At 35.8% G+C, this 19,095-nt stretch carries 14 protein-coding genes and 1 pseudogene; 11 read left to right on the plus strand and 4 right to left on the minus strand.

The features are described from left to right. The first annotated feature begins 76 nt into the window (after positions 1-76). The 3 genes from RT261_RS03415 (at position 77) to RT261_RS03425 (ending at position 3,496) form a co-directional block, all read left to right on the plus strand. Positions 77-1,897: an ABC transporter ATP-binding protein gene (locus RT261_RS03415; RefSeq protein ID WP_313129901.1), complete on the plus strand. Its 1,821-nt coding sequence runs from the start codon at positions 77-79 to the stop codon at positions 1,895-1,897. Positions 1,898-2,133: 236 nt separating this feature from the next. Continuing rightward, entirely contained in the window at positions 2,134-2,916 is a 783-nt protein-coding gene (locus tag RT261_RS03420; protein ID WP_313129390.1) for a hypothetical protein, read from the plus strand. Further along, entirely contained in the window at positions 2,903-3,496 is a 594-nt protein-coding gene (locus RT261_RS03425; protein WP_313129393.1) for a hypothetical protein, read from the plus strand. The genes RT261_RS03420 and RT261_RS03425 overlap by 14 nt, the downstream gene beginning before the upstream one ends. A gap of 155 nt (positions 3,497-3,651) precedes the next feature. Here RT261_RS03425 and RT261_RS03430 read toward each other — a convergent pair whose 3' ends face one another. Continuing rightward, positions 3,652-4,419 (minus strand): MerR family transcriptional regulator, encoded by a 768-nt coding sequence (locus tag RT261_RS03430; protein WP_313129394.1) that lies wholly within the window; start codon positions 4,417-4,419, stop codon positions 3,652-3,654. Positions 4,420-4,589: 170 nt separating this feature from the next. Next, complete coding sequence (locus tag RT261_RS03435; RefSeq protein ID WP_313129397.1) at positions 4,590-5,381, minus strand: HAD family hydrolase; 792 nt, start codon at positions 5,379-5,381, stop codon at positions 4,590-4,592. Positions 5,382-6,165: 784 nt separating this feature from the next. On the opposite strand from RT261_RS03435, the gene RT261_RS03440 reads away from it, so the two are divergent. Then, the gene (locus RT261_RS03440) at positions 6,166-7,494 is read left to right on the plus strand and encodes an MATE family efflux transporter (protein WP_313129399.1); all 1,329 of its coding nucleotides are present in this window, start codon (positions 6,166-6,168) and stop codon (positions 7,492-7,494) included. Between the two features lie 86 nt (positions 7,495-7,580). Here the strand turns inward: RT261_RS03440 and RT261_RS03445 are convergent, their stop codons facing one another. Beyond that, a complete protein-coding gene (locus RT261_RS03445) occupies positions 7,581-9,335 on the minus strand; it encodes a M3 family oligoendopeptidase (RefSeq protein ID WP_313129401.1) in 1,755 nt (584 codons plus the stop codon). Positions 9,336-9,590: 255 nt separating this feature from the next. On the opposite strand from RT261_RS03445, the pseudogene RT261_RS03450 reads away from it, so the two are divergent. Then, positions 9,591-10,625 (plus strand): annotated as a pseudogene (locus RT261_RS03450) (M23 family metallopeptidase); the annotation flags it as partial. A gap of 429 nt (positions 10,626-11,054) precedes the next feature. Here the strand turns inward: RT261_RS03450 and RT261_RS03455 are convergent. Further along, positions 11,055-11,621: a hydrolase gene (locus RT261_RS03455; protein ID WP_313129403.1), complete on the minus strand. Its 567-nt coding sequence runs from the start codon at positions 11,619-11,621 to the stop codon at positions 11,055-11,057. A 389-nt stretch (positions 11,622-12,010) separates the two neighbouring features. Here RT261_RS03455 and RT261_RS03460 point away from each other — a divergent pair, with 389 nt between their 5' ends. From RT261_RS03460 to RT261_RS03485, 6 genes are all read left to right on the plus strand, one after another. After that, a complete protein-coding gene (locus RT261_RS03460; RefSeq protein WP_313129405.1) occupies positions 12,011-12,376 on the plus strand; it encodes a zinc ribbon domain-containing protein in 366 nt (121 codons plus the stop codon). Between the two features lie 212 nt (positions 12,377-12,588). Then, on the plus strand, positions 12,589-13,350 hold the full coding sequence (locus tag RT261_RS03465; protein ID WP_313129407.1) for a serine hydrolase: 762 nt from the start codon (positions 12,589-12,591) through the stop codon (positions 13,348-13,350). Between the two features lie 91 nt (positions 13,351-13,441). Then, positions 13,442-14,530: a dipeptide epimerase gene (locus RT261_RS03470; protein ID WP_313129409.1), complete on the plus strand. Its 1,089-nt coding sequence runs from the start codon at positions 13,442-13,444 to the stop codon at positions 14,528-14,530. Between the two features lie 340 nt (positions 14,531-14,870). Next, positions 14,871-16,763, plus strand: coding sequence for a peptide ABC transporter substrate-binding protein (locus tag RT261_RS03475; protein ID WP_313129411.1), 1,893 nt, complete (start codon positions 14,871-14,873; stop codon positions 16,761-16,763). 222 nt (positions 16,764-16,985) lie between these two features. After that, positions 16,986-17,927, plus strand: a complete 942-nt coding sequence (locus RT261_RS03480) for an ABC transporter permease (protein WP_313129413.1) — start codon at positions 16,986-16,988, stop codon at positions 17,925-17,927. Then, positions 17,927-19,084, plus strand: a complete 1,158-nt coding sequence (locus tag RT261_RS03485; protein ID WP_313129414.1) for an ABC transporter permease — start codon at positions 17,927-17,929, stop codon at positions 19,082-19,084. Before RT261_RS03480 ends, RT261_RS03485 begins: the two co-directional genes overlap by 1 nt. The last annotated feature ends 11 nt before the right edge of the window (positions 19,085-19,095 follow it).

A 19,095-nucleotide genomic window follows, 5' to 3' on the forward strand; every position in this document is an offset into this window, starting at 1 on the left:
GAAGGTGCTAAGCACCAGAAGCGAGGTTAACATGAATAAGGAAAATACTCCTCAAAATAATAATGATACCCCTAAAATGGGAAAGTCCGGAGGACATGGCCCAATGGGTGGATTTTCGGGAGAAAAAGCCAAAGATTTTAAAGGGGCAGTATCAAAATTAGCGGTTTATCTTTCAAAATATAAAATAAGAATAATTATAATGATTATCTTTGCAATCGGAAGTACCATTTTTTCTATCGTAGGACCTAAAATACTTGGTAATGTAACCACCTCTATATTTGATGGTTTAATGGCCAAGATATCCGGTACAGGAGGAATTGACTTTGATAAAATAGGAAGAACATTACTATTTTTACTGGGATTATATATTGCCAGTTCTTTATTCTCCTTAGTACAAGGGTTTATAATGACTAAAATTTCTCAAAAGGTAACTTATCAATTGAGAAAAGAATTATCAGAAAAAATAAATCGCCTGCCAATGAAGTATTTTGATTCAAAAACTCATGGTGAGGTATTATCTATAGTAACCAATGATATAGATATGTTAAGCAACAGCTTGAATCAAAGTTTGATGCAGATTGTTACTTCCATTACCTCAATTATCGGTATATTAATTATGATGTTATCCATCAGTGTATCTATGACTTTGGTAGCTCTATTGGTACTCCCTCTTTCCGGCGTGCTGATTGGTTTTATGGTTAAAAAATCACAGATCTACTTTAAATCACAACAGGAATATTTAGGTCATGTAAATGGCCAGGTAGAAGAAGTGTATGGAGGACATCAGGTGGTTCGGGTATTTAACGGAGAAGAAAAGGTGATTGCAGAATTTAAGAAAAACAATAATGCACTTTATGATTCCGCCTGGAAATCCCAGTTTTATTCCGGATTAATGTTCCCGATTATGTCTTTTGTGGGAAACATTGGTTATGTGGCAGTGGCAGTTTTAGGAGGTTATCTGACTATCCAGAATCGTATTGAAGTAGGAAGCATTCAATCTTTTATACAGTATGTGAGAAACTTTAATCAGCCAATCGGACAGATGGCACAGATATCCAATCAAATACAACAGGCAGCGGCAGCTTCGGAAAGAATATTTGAATTCCTGGATGAAGAAGAGGAAATACAAGGAGTGGAAAATCCCGTTTCCGTGGAAGGAATACAAAGTGAAGTTGAATTCAGACATGTAAAATTTGGTTATACACCAGATAAAATAATAATTAATGATTTCTCATCTAAAATAAAGCCGGGACAAAAGATTGCCATTGTTGGACCTACCGGAGCAGGAAAAACAACCATTGTAAAACTGCTTATGCGTTTTTATGATGTTAATGAAGGTGAAATTCTGGTTGATGGTCATAATATTAATGATTTTAACCGAAGTGAATTACGTAAAATATTCGGTATGGTTTTACAGGATACATGGCTTTTCCATGGTTCCATTATGGAGAATATCCGGTATGGAAAAGAAGATGCCACAGATGAAGAAGTAATAGAAGCAGCAAAAGCTGCTCATGCTCATCATTTTATTTCTACGTTACCGGATGGCTACCAAATGGAATTAAATGAAGAAGCAAATAATGTTTCACAGGGACAGAAACAGCTCCTTACCATTGCAAGAGCTATTCTTGCAGATCCTAAGATTCTTATTCTGGATGAGGCCACCAGTTCTGTTGATACCAGAACGGAAGTTAGAATTCAAAAGGCAATGGATAATTTAATGAAAGGCAGAACCAGTTTTATCATTGCCCACAGGCTTTCTACAATACGAAATGCTGATTTAATCCTGGTTATGAAAGACGGAGATATTGTAGAACAAGGTAACCATGAAGAATTAATCGTAAAGGGCGGATTTTATGCGAACCTTTATAATTCTCAGTTTGAACAGACGGCATAAGGCTTTATTTTGTATGACATAAGGTTGTAGGGATTTGGAGAGGGTCTTCCCGGGTTTTCTTAATTCACTGGAGTATGTTTATAACAAGAGGGTGTACCATATATATGGTACACCCTCTTGTTATGGTAGTCTTTGACAAATCAAGAAAGCATGTTCGATTACTATTGAAGGGAATGGAATTATATGGTATAGTGTTGGTGTCAGAATGAATCTAATTTAGAAAGCTGGTGGGTAGTATGATTGCCGAAATACATAATAAAATAACAAAAAACAACGGTAATCTTTCGGAAATATCGGAAGATGAATTAACCGGAAACTTTTTCGGTCATTTAAGATACATACCGTTTAACGAAGGTTTAAAGCCCATATTGAGAAATGCTGTATTTCCGCCTGACATTGCCGATTCTATTGATGGTATTAATACTGGATTTTGGAATGATAACATCGAATTTTGGCCTTATGACAGCGAGGGCGAGCTTGATGTTTACATTGAATTTGACCGTATTGCCATTGGGATTGAAGTGAAATATACAAGTGGCCTTTCTTCTGACGATGATGTTGACTACTCACTATTTGATGAAAAAGAAATGGCAGAGCAAAGTAGAAACCAACTACAAAGAGAAAGCAGAATAATAACTCGCAGAGCGGGCAGTAAGTCTAAAATACTCCTGCTTGTGGGTGATGCAATGGCATGTGCTGATATATATACGAATATTACTAAGCGGAAATTGTTTTCAGGCTCGGATGTATTATTTGGATATGCAACATGGCAGTCGCTTTTACAAGAGCTTCGCAAACTCAAGTTTGGCAATCCATTTTCTACATTGGTTATTTCAGATTTGATTTCTCTGCTGACACGGAAAGGCTTTGACCAATTCCAAACGATGGAGCTTGATATGCCCTATTCTGTGTCTTGCGACAAATATTATTGGTTTGATTACTCGATGGAAAGTAAGTTTTCCTTTGAGGATGCCGTGCAAATAAAAGTGGAGGTAGATTATTATTATGAGTTCAAGTGAAAATATCCGTAACGCCTTACAGGTTTTATATAAGACATATGACAATGTACAAAAGCTGATGGATTATACGAGGATAGTCGCTCAGGAAAAGACAGATTACCAACTGGCGGCTCCTAAAGCCTTAAGGTGGAAGTCTGATAACGAAGCACATGGCTGGCTGATTAGTGATTTTATCCTGCTGTTCCAAAGCAATACCGACCCTGACTGCGAAAGCCAAAATGGTTGGAAAGATGCACCAGTATATGCTATGGAAATATACTTGGGAGATAAAGACGATGAAGAAGGTTTGCCTTGTATTTATTTATCAAAATTTGAGTACAACGATATGAACAATTGGAATGAAGGCTGCTCTCCTACTAACCATTGGGTGTTTTGGTGGCCGCTGCGAGAAGAAGACAATGTAGACTTTGCTCAGCAGGGCGATTATTGTATTGGAACACCAAAAAATGAAAAGTATTCAAGTAGATATTGGGGCCTGAAAAAAGTAATTTATGAGAGAATTGACTTAATGGAGGTCAACTCCGAAAATCTGAAGCAGATGATTTTTGATAGGTTCGATTTGCTAAGAGAAATGGATTGAGAAAAGTAGCTATCCTCACCCTCAGAGAGTGAGATAGCTACTTAAATGGGATAATCGATTATTTTCGATTACTTGTATTCTGATTATAGCACAGGATTAGGCAATTACAACATAAGTTTAGTATTTGCCTTTACTGTTAAGTTTAGTATTTGCCTTTACTGTAGTTTTTGACCCGTATAGATAAAGATGGCATCTCTTAAGAATTTCGCAGTTCCAGGTTGATCTTTGTCGTAGTGAGCGGTGAATCTTTCATCGTCTACGTACATTTGAGCAAGGCCTGCATGGGCTTCTTTGGAATAGGAGTCCCAGTAATAGCAGAGCCATTTTTTATGGAGGTCAGCTGCTTCTTGGGCTAATTTACCAGAAGGATCATTGGTTTTCATGGCTTCTTTTAATTTTTCCATTAGTGTTTCTGAAAGTCTGTTTGCCTCGTTATATTGTTCTTCGGTCATATTCATGAATTTTTTGTTGGATTTTGCTACGGTGCTTTCTCCATATTTTTCGCGAATCTCTTTGCCGTATTTTTTCTCGTTTTCCTCTAATAAATTCTGTTTAAAGCCTTGGAATTTTTCTTTATCAGACATTGTTACTCTCCCTTCTGTCAGAGCTAATGTTTTTTCAACATTTGCTATTAATTGATTTAATTGTTCTTGCTTTTGGAGAAGCTTTTCATGATGCTCTTTTAGGGCTTTTACACCATCAAAAGAAGGTGCGGTAACTATATTTTTGATGCTGTCTAAGCTGATACCTAGTTCACGATAGAATAAGATTTGCTGTAATTGGTTTATTTCGGATTCTCCATAGATTCTATAACCGGAGGAATTAATCCTTTTGGGTTTTAACAATCCGATTTCATCATAGTATCGTAATGTTCTTGGACTGATGCCGGCCATTCTTCCAAGTTTTTGTACTGTATATTCCATAACAAACCTCTTTTCTGATTCATAGTGCTTCTCACAAGGTTATCATAAACCATTACGTAACGTCAATGTCAATAACTTATTCAATACGTATAGTAAAGTGTATATGTAAATTCTTGATTGCAAAGGTAAATTCATTATAACAACCTCTTATTGAAGTTATAATTATATATTTATTTAATATCTAATTCAAAAATATCCATAAGTGTTTCTTCTACGGAAGTACTATAATAGGAGTACCGTTTTTTTATATCTTCAACAGCATTATTCATAACATAACCGTATTTTGCCATTGATAACATTTCCAAATCATTATAATTATCTCCAAAGGCCATAACTTCTTCAGTAGATAAGGATAGCTTTTCTAACAGGTCATTTAAAGCGGTACCTTTATTAACAGCAGGGGATACAAAATCCAACCAGCCATATCCGGATACCGTACATTTTACTTTATCCTGCCATTTATTTATAAAATAGGTTCCGGAATTCTCCATAATTCCTGCTTCTTCATAGACAGATACTTTTATTATTTCCTCAGTAATATCAGAAGGGTCTTCAATTACTTTATAATTGTTTTTTAATACATTCTTATAATGATTGATATAACTTTCTGATTTTGGTATAAGATAGGTTGTGTTTTCACCGGATATCTGAACTTCACAGCCTTCTCTGTTTCGGATGTCTTCAATGATTTTGAAAGCAATTTCTTTATCCATTGAAGTTTTGGATAATATTTTATTCTGATACATAACCAAAGCACCATTTTCGCATATAAAGGCCATGTTTTTGTTTACCGGTTCAAATAACCGGTATAGGTTGGCATATTGTCTGCCGCTGGCAGCTACAAAAAGTATGCCCTTTTCTTGCAAATTTTCTATGATTTCTAATATTTTAGCAGTGACATTTTGGCTTCCGTTCTGTAATAAAGTTCCATCCATATCACTGGCTATTAATTTAATGTTCATTTAATTTTCCTTCCCTATACTTTTGTTGAAATAATTTTCTGGGTTCGTTACTTCGAATTTTGTAAATCTTTGATGTATTTAGATTTTACCATAGAATAATATATTGTAAATTTAGTTTTCTGAAATTCCTAAACTTTGTATACCTTTTCTACCTTTGAGATTTTATCAGATACTTTTTCGGTAAAAAAGCCAGCAGGATATTTTATCATCACTAAAAGACTGTATTTATCAGTCAATTTATAGGATTTCATTATCTATTTCACTACGTATTTACTACTTATGAGTGAGCTTTAATGTAATAAAGTTCTGCAAAATAATGAATAAACCGTAGCATGTAGATCACAATAATGTGAATTACCGCTACGGTTTTTCTTATTGAATTTGTAACCCTACCCCAGACGATTACAATATATTGTGGACATTTGTGTCATCACTTCACCAATAAACAGGAATTTACTATTCACAATTCTCAAATATCGGTTCAACATAGTCTTTAATAAAATCTATCCTATCCACATAAATCAGCCAGGGAACAGCAAAAAATATAGCCAAAAGGCCCATGGAAATGGACTATGCCCTGGCAGCTTATGAAAGGATAATCATAAAACTGTTAAGTGCTTTGTAAAAAGGGCATTGATATTTTATTTTTTTAAGTGCATAATGTTATCCGTTGGTATAATGATGCGGTAAATTACTTTTGTAATAATGGTATATAGGAATTATCGGTATCAACAACATAAGATTTTTAGCACATATAGTTTTTTACAGATTAGGAGAAGATAAAATGTTTACGAAACAGCAGCTACGCAAATTAATTATTCCACTTATTATTGAACAGCTTCTGGCAGTTGCAGTTGGTATGTCTGATACCATGATGGTATCTTATGCCGGTGAAGTTGCTATGTCCGGTGTATCCTTAGTAGATACCCTAAACATACTGCTTATTAATGTATTCGCTGCTTTGGCAACAGGTGGTGCGGTTGTTGCATCCCAGTTTCTCGGACACAAGGATGAAAAAGAAGCATGTAAATCCGGAAATCAATTATTACTTACAACAGGTGCTATTTCAATAGTTGTTATGGTGATATCTTTTATTGGAAACTACGGTATACTGCATCTGATATATGGTAATGTCGGTCAGGAGATTATGAAGAATGCAAGAATTTATTTTTACATAACAGCCATGTCTTTTCCTTTTATAGCAATATACAATTCCTGTGCTGCGTTATGCCGGGCCATGGGAAATTCCAAAATTTCTATGAAGGTTTCACTTCTAATGAATGCAATTAATATTACAGGCAATGCAATTCTTATTTATGGATTTCATATGTCCGCAGAAGGAGTGGCAATACCTACTTTAATTTCCAGGTTCGTTGCCGCTGTGGTTATGATTGTGGTAATATCTAACAAGAAACATGTTATTCATATAAATAATGTATTTAAAGTGGGTTTTGACTGGAAGATGATTAAGAGAATACTCCGGATTGGAATTCCAAGCGGTTTAGAAAACAGTATGTTTCAAATCGGTAAGATTTTAGTGCAGGGACTAATTGCAAGCTTTGGTTTAACTGCCATTTCAGCTAATGCAGTTGCAGGTAATCTGGCAAACTTTCAGTCTATAACGGGTTCATCAATAGGTTTAGCCATGATTACAGTAATCGGTCAATGTGTTGGTGCCAATAATTTTGAAGAGGCCAAAAAGTATACGAAGAAATTAATGAAAACAACCTATATTGCTATGTTCTTTTTAAACATTGGATTCATTTTAGCGGCAACCCCTATGCTGCAAATATATAACTTATCTTCAGAAACACTACATGTGGCATATAAGTTAGTTGTATACCATGCAGTGTGCGGAATTATCTTTTGGCCTTTATCCTTTACTTTACCTAATGCACTTAGAGCTGCCAATGATGTGAAGTTTACTATGTTAACTTCCATATTGTCCATGTGGTTATGGCGAATAACCTTTAGTTATATATTAGGAAGATATATGGGACTTGGTGTATACGGTGTATGGATTGCCATGACACTTGACTGGGTGTTTAGGGGAAGCTGCTTTGGATGGAGATTTCTTAGCGGTAAATGGAAACATCAGGCTTTTGTAGATTAAATAAAATACCTACCGGTTTAGTCAATAGCCGGTAGGTATTTTTCATTAATATAGAGTTTGTTTTAAAATCTATGGTTTAAGAAAGATTACATACTCATATTTAGGAATATGTCAATGGATTCAGCTACGGATTGTAAACTTTTTCTCCAGAAATCAAGGGAGGTTAAATCAATACCAGCCATGGCTGCAACATCTTCAACGGATTTTACCGTAGTTGCTTTTAATATATCACGGTATTTCGGAACAAAGGAAGCTCCTTCTTCCTGATATTTTGCATATAGCCCTCTGGCGAATAATCCGCCAAATGCATATGGGAAGTTATAGAAGCTTAATGCTTCTGAATAATAATGACCTTTGCAAACCCACATATATGGATGCAGGCAGGAATGGTCTAAGCCGTCACCATAAGCCTCTTTTTGGGATTCAAGCATAATCTTCTCCAGTTCATCTGCAAATAGAAAAGAGTCTTTGCGCTTTTCAAATACAGCACTTTCAAACAGGTAACGTGAGTAAATATCACAAATAATCTGTGTTGTATCCTGTATCTGACTTTCTAAAAGTGCCAGCTTTTCTTTTCCCTCAGACTCATTAATAGCAGCGTTCATGATAATTAATTCGTTAAAATTAGAGGCTGTTTCAGCAACTGGCATGGAATATTCTGTATTTAAAGGCAGATGTTCCTGAATATTGTAGCCGTGGTAAGCATGGCCAAGTTCATGAGCCAATGTAACTACATCACTAAGTGTACCATCGAAGTTTGTAAGGATACGGCTTTCCTTTATATAAGGAAGGTTACAGCAAAATGCGCCTCCCACCTTTCCCTGGTGAGGGAAGAAATCGATCCATTCATTATCAAAGGCAGTTTCAATCAAATCCGCTGCATCATCAGAGAAGCCGCGAAAATGAGTAACAAGATATTCCTTTGCTTCTTCCACGGTAAAAGTCCGACTGGATTCTCCCAATGGTGCAAATAAATCATACCAAGGTAATCCGTTTTTATGTCCTAAAATTTCTGCTTTCTTTCTTAAGTAAGCATGGAACTTAGGCATATATTCATTCATTGCCGTTAACATGGAATCTAAAGTTTCTTTCTTCATTTTTGAATTTTCCAAAGTCATTGCCAATGGAGACTCATATCCTCTTAATTCAGCAATGGTATTTACCTGAGATTTGATATTATTAAGAGAAAATGCAACGGCATCTTTAATCTTATGGTAGGAAGCTATTTCTGCATCATAAGCTGATTTACGAACCTTTTGATCCGGATCATAAGCTTGATTACGGATACCGGAAAGGGTGGTTTCTTCTCCATTATAATCTACTACTACAGTAGAAGTCAGATATTGATGAAGCATAGCCCAGGCAGAGCCGGCTGACAAATTCATTTTTGCGATTACTTCTTCCACATCATCGCTTAAGGTATGTTTGGCTTCTCTTTTTATTTCATGAAGCAGAAAATCATATTCTTTTAACTTTTCATTTTCAGAAATGATTTGATCAAGGTTAGGAACAGCACCAATGTATTTGTGAATCATTGCTCTTTCTTTTGATAAGGTACTGTCTATTTCTTCTAATTTTCCTATTAATGCTGCAGTTTCGCTGTCTGTAGTATTAGTTGATTGACGAAGAGAAGGATATACGGACAACTTATTACAAACCAAGGTATACTCTTCCAAATAATTAATAAGTGAGGGGAGTGCTTCTTCTGGTTTTAAATCAGCCAGTGTCCCCACATAATCTTTTATGGCTGTGATTAGTTCTTTCATCTGTTTGAAATCATTTTGAAAGGCTTCATCCTGGTAGCCTTTGTAAAGTGCATCTAATGACCATTCTTTTTTCATATCTACCTCTTTCTAAGGGCATCGGAGTTTTGTTGGAAGTACAATGAACGCCCTTTTCAGTTTTCCCTATTATCTCGATTATAATGTAAGATTAGTATTACTTCCAATCCTTATAACAGGATATGATACTTATTATACCACCAATTTCTTCAAAAAAGTGCAAATTCTGCATTTCTTTATAGAAAATATAAGTCATTGTAATAGCATATGAAAGTAGTACATAATATAATACTATAGCGTATCTGAGAGGTGCTCATGATTAAAAAAATCAATATAAGACACGGAATTATCGGAGAGTTGGTTATACTTATTATTTTAGCTTCCTTTCTTATTTATCAAAATGTGAAGGAAAATTCTATTGATGCTTTCTTGCCTACTGCCGAGAAAGATTACATAAAATGGGTGGAATTTGATGTTTGCTATGCAGCTATGGATAAAGCCTATAATTATGATGTAGAGTCTCATTTAGAAGATGTGAAGCTGAATTGGATTGAACTGCTTGCGTTCTTGGGAGCAAGATATGGAGGAGATTTTTCAAAATACAGGGAAAAACATATGTCTGATTTGGTGGAAAGACTTAGATCAAAAGAAGAAACCATGGATAGCATAACGAAAGATATGAAATATTATAATTATTATCTGGAAGCTTATACGGCAATTCTGGGAGGTTTCGTGGGGGAATATGAGATTCAGGTACCAAGCGATACCAATCCGGAAGAAAAAGTATGGGTTAAGAAATATGGACTGAAAGCCTTTCTGCCTATTGCCAAGAATTTTCCTTATAGTGATTATGATGATTTTGGTGCTTCCAGAAGTTATGGGTATAAAAGAGTTCATTTGGGACATGACATGATGGGGCAGGTAGGAACACCAATTGTTGCAGTGGAATCCGGCTATGTAGAAGCCATAGGCTGGAATCAATATGGCGGCTGGAGAATCGGAATCAGAAGTTTTGATAAGAAACGTTATTATTACTATGCCCACTTAAGAAAGAATTTTCCTTATAATAAATCTCTGGAAGAAGGCAGTATTGTAAAGGCCGGTGATGTAATTGGATATTTAGGCAGAACAGGATACAGCCCAAAAGAAAATACCAATAATATAGACACTTCTCATTTACATTTTGGACTACAGCTTATATTTGATGAATCTCAAAAAGAAGGGGTCAATGAGATTTGGGTAGATTGTTATGATTTGATACGTTTTCTATACCGCAACCGCTCTGAAACAACTAAGAACACAGAAACTAAGGAATGGCAGCGTATCTACGATATAAAAGATCCTGTGGTGGAGGTATACATGGAGGAAAGTTCCAGAAATACAAGCAAGGATTTTCCAATGACACCACAAGTTGAAGTACCGGTAGATTTGGGAATAGTAAAAAATGATCAGGAAAGTGTAGATCAGGGACATTCACCTTGGATGTTAGATCCGGCTTATGTAGCACAAGTATTTGTCAGCCAGATAATTTCTCCGGAAGGTATTAAAGGAGAATATCCGATCCCTTATGAAGATGTGGAAATCTTGTATAATTCAGATGAGAATACAATTGCGAAGATTAACGGAGCTGTGACTCCTGTGAGAAGAGTATATATGAAACGTCTGATAAGACGGGATAAAACAGGAATATGGACTGTTGTGGGCTATGATCCGGTAGAAAAGAAGTAGAACAAAAAACGCGCACCACTTTAGGGGTGCGTGTTTTATTAAAGCATTAATCTAAATCTCCATCTCCGGCATTAAACTTCTCATGGCAAGAATGGTTTTACTAATTAATTCAGTTAATTCCATTTCTAACATATCGGCACCCGTTTGAATAACTTCTCTGGAACATCCGGCGGCAAAACTGGCAGTTTTAAATTTCTTCATTACGGATTTTACTTCCAGGTCGGATACGCTTTTGGAAGGACGCATGATAGCTACTGCACCAATTAGTCCGGTTAATTCATCTATGGCATAAAGTACTTTTTCCATATATAATTCCGGCTTTATATCTACAGTAATTCCATATCCATGGCTGGCAGTACTGCGGATAATTCCTTCATCCAGATTCAATTCTTTCATTAATTCCTGTCCTTTTATACAGTGCTGCTCCGGATACATTTCAAAATCCAAATCGTGTAATATACCCACTACTTTCCAATAAGCCACATGTTCCGGATCATATTCTTTTGCAAAATAACCCATAACACCGGAAACAATTTTACCATGTTTTAAATGGAATTCATCTTTGTTATATTTTTTTAGAATCTCATATGCTTCTTCTACGGTTGGTATATAACTCATAAGTTCCTCCTATCCGGTTGCCCATTATATGAGCAATCTTTGTATACTGTTTAAATCATTTTTTGAATTAAGTGGTATTGTATCATAAGGGATAAAGCCAGTCAAATATAAAAAATGTTACTTAAAATATTGAGATATGGTATAATACAAACGGAGTAAACAGTTAGAAGTTTGCTTGCAAAGTTTGAGTATAGTACCAATATCATGAATACGTTATGTTCATGATATTATGAAAAAGAGTGAAGCGTTTGTCAGACATTGTATTTCTCAAGTTAAGTTACAAATTATAAAAGGAATTATAAGGGTATTTATTTCTGCTTATAAGTATGCATAAGCTTGTGAATATATTAATAAGTATACATCTATTTGCAATAAAAGGAGGACTTTAGATGTTCTTTATATTTGGAATCAGCAACGGTGAAAAAAGACTTGATTTTAATCAGACACTGATATGTCCCAATTGCGGACATTTTGGAAGACTGGAAGTTTTTGTGAGATATATGTATTTCAGCCTCTTTTTTATACCTTTGTTTAAATGGGGAAAGAGGTATTTTGTGAAAACTTCCTGCTGTAATGGAATTTGTGATATTTCTAATGAATTAGGGAAAAGGATAGAAAAAGGACAAACGGTGGAAATAGACCCTAAGGATTTGCATTTTCCCTATGGACACCGGGTATTCAAGCAATGTACCAATTGTGGATTTAGCACCAGTGAAGAGTTTGAGTATTGCCCCAAATGCGGTAAACCGTTATAAGAATAGGGAGGAAACTTAGAATCCTTTCTTAGATGTTCATATTTACATCTTGTTTGAGAAGGGCATATGAAATATTTTGAATAATTATAAAAGCTATTGACATTAAAAACAGGGTTCATTATAATAATTTAAAGTAAACAAGGGAGTAGTCAAGAGATTACTCCCTATTTTTTTAATATTTACATTTATAAAATGAAAGAGGCGTTTGTTGGGTGAAGGAAAATATATTAAAGCAATTACAGAAGATTCCGGGCAAAGTAGGTTTTTACTATAAGAATCTGGTAACCGGTGAGAAGCTTACCTTTCAGGAGGATATGCCCTTGCAGGCAGCCAGCGTTATTAAGATACCAATTTTAATAGAAGCTTTTTCCAGGCTGGAAACAGGTTCCATACATACAACAGATTTATTTACAATTAAAAGTGAAGATAAATTACCTTCCTGCGGTGCTTTAACCTATATGCACGATGGTTTACAGGTAACTTTAGAAGACTTATATACACTAATGATTATCTTAAGTGATAATACGGCTACCAATCTTCTTATTAAATATTTGGGCATGGACCAAATTAATCACACTATGGGGGAGCTTGGGTGCAGACAGATCAAATTGAACCGCTATTTATTTGATTCACAAAAAGCAGCTTTGGGAATTGAAAATTACATTTCTGCCAGTGACATTGCCGGCTTGTTGGAAAAAATGTACCGTGGAGAGTTGGTTTCGAAAGAAGCTTCTGCTGAAATGCTTCGTATATTAAAGAACCAAAGGCTAAATGGAAAGATACCTTTTTTTATTCATGGAAATGCAGACATTGCTCATAAAACCGGTGAAGATGATGGGATTACTCATGATGTTGGTATTGTTTATGGGAAGGAACCCTTTATTATATGTTTCTGCGGAAATGAAGTGGATGTTCCTGCTTATGAGCGTTTGATGCAGGATATATCCTTGGCGTTATTCAAAGAACAAGAATAATAACAGGATTGTTTAGCGGATAACAGAACATTAAAACTGTTTCTTATTAAAAGTTGCTGAAAATTAAAAGATGCTGAAAAAGGAGAGGGCTATGGTAATTAAGGATGTTGAGCTGGGGGTTATAAGTATACCTCTTGCCAGACCATTTAAGACTGCACTAAGGACTGTGGAATATGTAGAAGATGTAGTAATAAAAATTACTACCGATACGGAACTATCCGGATATGGTGAAGCACCTCCTACCGCGGTTATTACAGGAGAAACGAAAGGTTCTATTATTACGGCAATCAGAGAATTTATAAAACCTGCCTTAGTTGGTATGGACATTGAGAATTTAGACGGAATCTTTTATAAATTACATAGCTGCATGGTGAAAAACACCTCTGCAAAAGCTGCTGTTGATATGGCTGTATACGATTTATATGCTAAAAAATATCAAACACCTTTATATAAGTTACTTGGGGGAAATAAAACTGAATTAGAAACAGACTTAACCATCAGTGTGAATCCAATACCGGAAATGGTTGCGGACAGCTTGGATGCAGTCAGTAAAGGCTATAAGATTCTCAAGATAAAAGTTGGAAAAGAAGGACTTAAGGATGTAGAACGCATAGCAGCCATCAGGGAAGCGGTCGGTCCGGATATTAAGCTTCGTGTAGATGCCAATCAGGGATGGAATGCGAAACAGTCGGTTCAAATCATAACGGCTATGGAAGAAAAGGGACTTAACATTGAACTGGTAGAGCAGCCGGTACCTGCTCATGATTTAAAGGGAATGAAGTTCGTTACAAGTCACGTATATACCCCTATATTAGCAGATGAGAGCGTGTTTTCACCGGAAGATGCAATTAACATTATTCAAGAAGGTGCTGCGGATTTAATCAATATTAAGTTAATGAAAACAGGCGGAATCTATAATGCCTTAAAGATTTGCAGTATTGCCGAAATTTATGGAATAGAATGTATGATTGGATGCATGTTGGAAAGTAAATTGTCCGTCAGTGCAGCTGCTCATCTGGCAGCCGCTAAAAGTATCATAACAAAAGCAGATTTAGATGGCCCTTCTTTATGTAAAGTGGATCCTTTTGAAGGAGGCCCCATTTATGAGGAAAATATAATACGAATGGTGGATAAACCAGGGATAGGAATTGACTCTGTTCCTGCCATGTTAATTAACTAAAAGTCCTTTGAAATTCGTGTATACAATCTTTCATTTACTATTGAATCAAAGAATAAGATAATGTATACTTAACATATTATTTAATCGTAAAATTTTGTCTGTAAACGATACAAAGCAGCCTGTTAAATAACTGTCTTTACATATGAAAAGATAGATTGGATCATGTCCTTTAATTTAAGAAGCAAGATAACACATACATACGTTTTATAATTTTAGACTTTGACGCGTTAATACAATAAGGGGCATGTGAGATTAAAAGATTTTCTTGTTTATTTAATTATTATTAATAGAATGCTGACAAAAGTTCTGCATACAATTACAACAAAAAAGGAGGAGTTTTATGAAGAAAAAAATCATCTCATTACTATTATGCCTGACATTTGTTACAACGGCATTTGCAGCATGCGGTAAGAAAAAAGGGGCATCCGATGAAGTAGTTTACCGTAAACTATACGCAGGAGAAGTTACCACTATGAATTACCTGGTAACCGTTTCTGAAACGGAGTTTGATGTAGGTGCTAATGTAATTGATACCTTAGTGGAATACGATAACTTAGGACAGATTCAACCTTCTTTAGCAGAATCCTGGGAAATGAGTCCGGATGGTCTTACTTACACCTTTAAGATTCGTGAAGGTCAAAAATGGTATGATTACCAAGGAAAAGAAGTAGCCGAAGTTACTGCTGAGGATTTTGTCAGTGCAATGAAATTCGTATTAACACCGGAATATGAAAGCGGTACAGCTCAGCTTTTATTTGGTGTAATTAAAAATGCAGAAGAATATTTTAATAGTCAGGTAGAAGATAATCCGGAAACAGAAGAAGTAGAAGGAAATGATTTAAATATTGATTTTTCTGAGGTTGGTGTGAAAGCATTAGATAAGTATACTTTAGAATATACTCTGACACATCCGGTTCCTTATTTCTTATCCTCCTTAACCTATGTATGCTATATGCCTGCATATGGTCCTTTATTAGAAGAATTAGGTGCTGAATTTGGTTCTGATAATACTAAAATGTATTACAACGGTGCGTATATCTTAAGTGAATTTGCTCCTCAGGAAACAAAGATCTATGTAAAAAATAAGAATAACTGGGATGCGGAACATATCTATATTGATAAAATTGTTGAGAGATATAATGCAGAAGCGAATACCTTAGCTCCCCAGATGGTTCAAACAGGAGAGATGGATTACGCCACCATTGAATCCAATATAGTAGATGATTGGTTAGCAGATCCGGAGAGAGCAAAGTTAATAAGTAAGAGTCGTGTTGAAGTAGATTATTCTTATTTTTATAGTTTTAATTTTAATCCCCAGTTTGATAAACAATATGAACCGGATAACTGGAGAATGGCTGTTAATAATGAGAACTTCCGTCAATCTTTGAAAGCAGGTTTAGACAGAGTGAGAGCTCTTAGCGTTACGGAACCGGAAACGCCGGAAGTTTTATTGATTAATACCATTACACCAGAAACTTTTGTAACAAATGAAGGTAAAGATTACACCAGCTATGGTGATTTAGATGCCATTAATAATGGCAACAGTTTTGATGAAAAAGCAGCTCTTTCTTATAAAGAAGCGGCGGTATCCGAACTTACGGCAGCAGGTGTTACTTTCCCGATTAAAATACTTATGCCCTACAATCCAGGCAACTCAGGTAATGCAGATTGGGGAAATGAATGTGTAGTTATTGAACAACAATTAGAGAACTTACTTGGTAAAGATTATATTGATATCATTGTTGAAGCCGGTCCTTCCACAAACTTCTTATCCGAAGTCCGCCGCTCCGGTAAATATGCATTTATGAAGACCAACTGGGGTGCAGACTATGCTGATCCTCAAACGTTTACAGATCCATTTACCGCTGATAATTCCTATAACTTTATGGATAAAGCTTTGGCGGCTGGTGAAGGGGTAGCTGATACAGCAGCGGAATATTATGCATTAGTGGATGCAGCTAAAGCGATTATGATTGACCTGGAAGCACGTTATGATGCATTTGCAAAGGCAGAAGCTTACCTGATTGAACATGCTCTTGTTGTTCCATATGCAGTTAGCGGTTCCTACTATCAAATAACCAAGAAGGATATATACGAAGGACAATATGCTCCATTTGGTGTATCCGTATTACGACATAAAGGACAACATTTATTGGATAAACCGGTAACTATGGAAGAATTCCAAGCTTCGCAGGATCAATGGAATAAAGACCGTGAAGCACTGGCGAAATAGGCAGGTTGACATATCATTTCTCAGGAAATGAATAGAAATAAAATAGGTTGTCCCAAATGGCGGCAAAGTCCGTCATTGGATAACCTATTTTAGTATTATAAGACTCTGTTAAGCAATGGCATTGATATTTAATACATAGAGTTTATCTCAATACTATTGTTTTGCAGAGTGTTATAGGAAGCCGGGGATATAAATTGACACAATTTATAAAGGAGCAGTAAGATGATAAAATATCTGTTAAAGAGATTTGCAAGATCAATATTGACACTGACGATCATTATATCCGTTGTGTTTATACTACTTCGTATGATGCCAATTGAAGGATATTTTCAAAACTTTGAAAAACTGTCAAATGAGCAGATTCAAGCCGGTATACATAACATGGGACTGGATAAACCTGTACTTATTCAGTTAAAGGATTTTTTAATACAACTTTTACATGGTGATTTGGGAACATCCAGAATCTATCGTGCCAATGTACCTATTACTAAAATCTTAGCGGGTAAAATTCCTATATCTCTACAATTGGGAGGCATTGCCTTAGCTCTTTCCTTAACCGTAGGACTTCCACTAGGTTCCCTTATGGCTCGTTCTAAAGGTAAGTTCTGGGATAAATTTGGTACTGCATTTATTGTATTTGTTCAGGCAGTTCCTGCGGCGGTTTATTTTCTTTTTATTCAAATATTTGGAAATGAATGGTTTGGTTTCTCCATGTTATTCAGTAAAGATGATTATTCTACCTGGATTATGCCTATTATCTCCATGGCAATTGGTAACACAGCCTATTATGCTATGTGGCTGCGCAGGTATATGGTGGATGAAAGTAATAAAGATTATGTAAAATTAGCAAAAGCAAAAGGTGTTCCTGAGAAAAAGATTATGATGAAACATGTCTTTCGTAATGCATTTGTTCCAATGATACAATATCTACCTACTTCATTTTTAAATTCTATTGTGGGATCCATTTATGTAGAATCCCTTTATAGCATACCCGGAATGGGTGGTTTGTTAGTGGATGTTGTGAAACGTCAGGATAACACTATGGTACAAGCAATTGTTATTGTATTTGCCTGCGTGGGTATCCTTGGATTAATGCTGGGAGACCTGCTTATGACATTAATTGACCCTCGTATTAGTTTTAATAAAAAAGGAGGTGCCCGTTAATGGCTAAGTTCGGAAGCAGTAGAATTAGGTTGGAAGAAAGTGTCAGTGAAGTTGTTCGGGCAAAAAGTAATTCTCAGAATGATAGAAATAGGAATAGCTTGCAGGAGGAAGGAAAAAGTTCACAAGACGGAAATTGTTCGCAGGGTGGAAATGGTTCACAGAGCAAAAATAGTTTACAGAACAGAAATAGTTCTCTAAATGGAGATAATGCACAAAACATCAATTTATCAGAAAATGAATTGTTTGAATTTGCAGTGTATGATGAAACCTGTGCAGAAAAAACCGGTTATTCCAACTATTCTTATTGGGGCAGCACGTTGAGAGCATTTTTAAAAAATAAAATGGCAGTAGCTTTGATGGTGATTATTTTCTCCATCTTGTTCTTCACTTTTATACAACCATATTTACCGAAACAATTTGATCCCAATCAAATCAACAACGATGTGAATGGGAATCTGCTTCGTAATGTAAAACCTAACAGTGAGCATTGGTTTGGTACCAACTCAATCGGACAGGATCTATGGAGCAGAGTGTGGTCAGGAACCCGTACTTCCCTGCTTATTGGAGTGTGTGTGGCGGCAATAGAAGCAGTGGTTGGCATTATTGTGGGAGTACTATGGGGATATGTCCGTAAATTGGACTTCTTCTTTACAGAATTATACAATGTGCTGGATAATATTCCGTCCACCCTGGTTCTGGTGCTCTTTTCTTATATCATGAAACCGAGCATTATCAGTTTGGTTATCGGCATGAGTTTAACCAGATGGATAGGCATGTCCAGATTTATTCGTAACCAGATTATTATCATTCGTGACAGAGATTATAATCTTGCTTCCAGATGTCTGGGTAGTCCAACTACAAGAATTATATTCAAGAATTTACTGCCCTATTTGGTATCCGTTATTATGCTGCGTATGGCTATGGCAATACCGGAGGCTATCGGCAGTGAAGTGTTTGTTACTTATATCGGTTTGGGATTGCCTATCGAGATTCCAAGCCTTGGTAATCTAATTACCACAGGACGTGATTTATTAATGAATCCGGGATTACGCTATCAGTTAATATTTCCAACCATTGTAGTATCTGTTGTAACTATATCATTTTATATTATTGGAAATGCATTTGCAGATGCGGCAGATCCCAAAAATCACGTGTAGAAGGAGGTTAT

It is taken from the genome of Anaerocolumna sp., assembly GCF_032079385.1.
GTDB lineage: Bacteria > Bacillota > Clostridia > Lachnospirales > Lachnospiraceae > Anaerocolumna.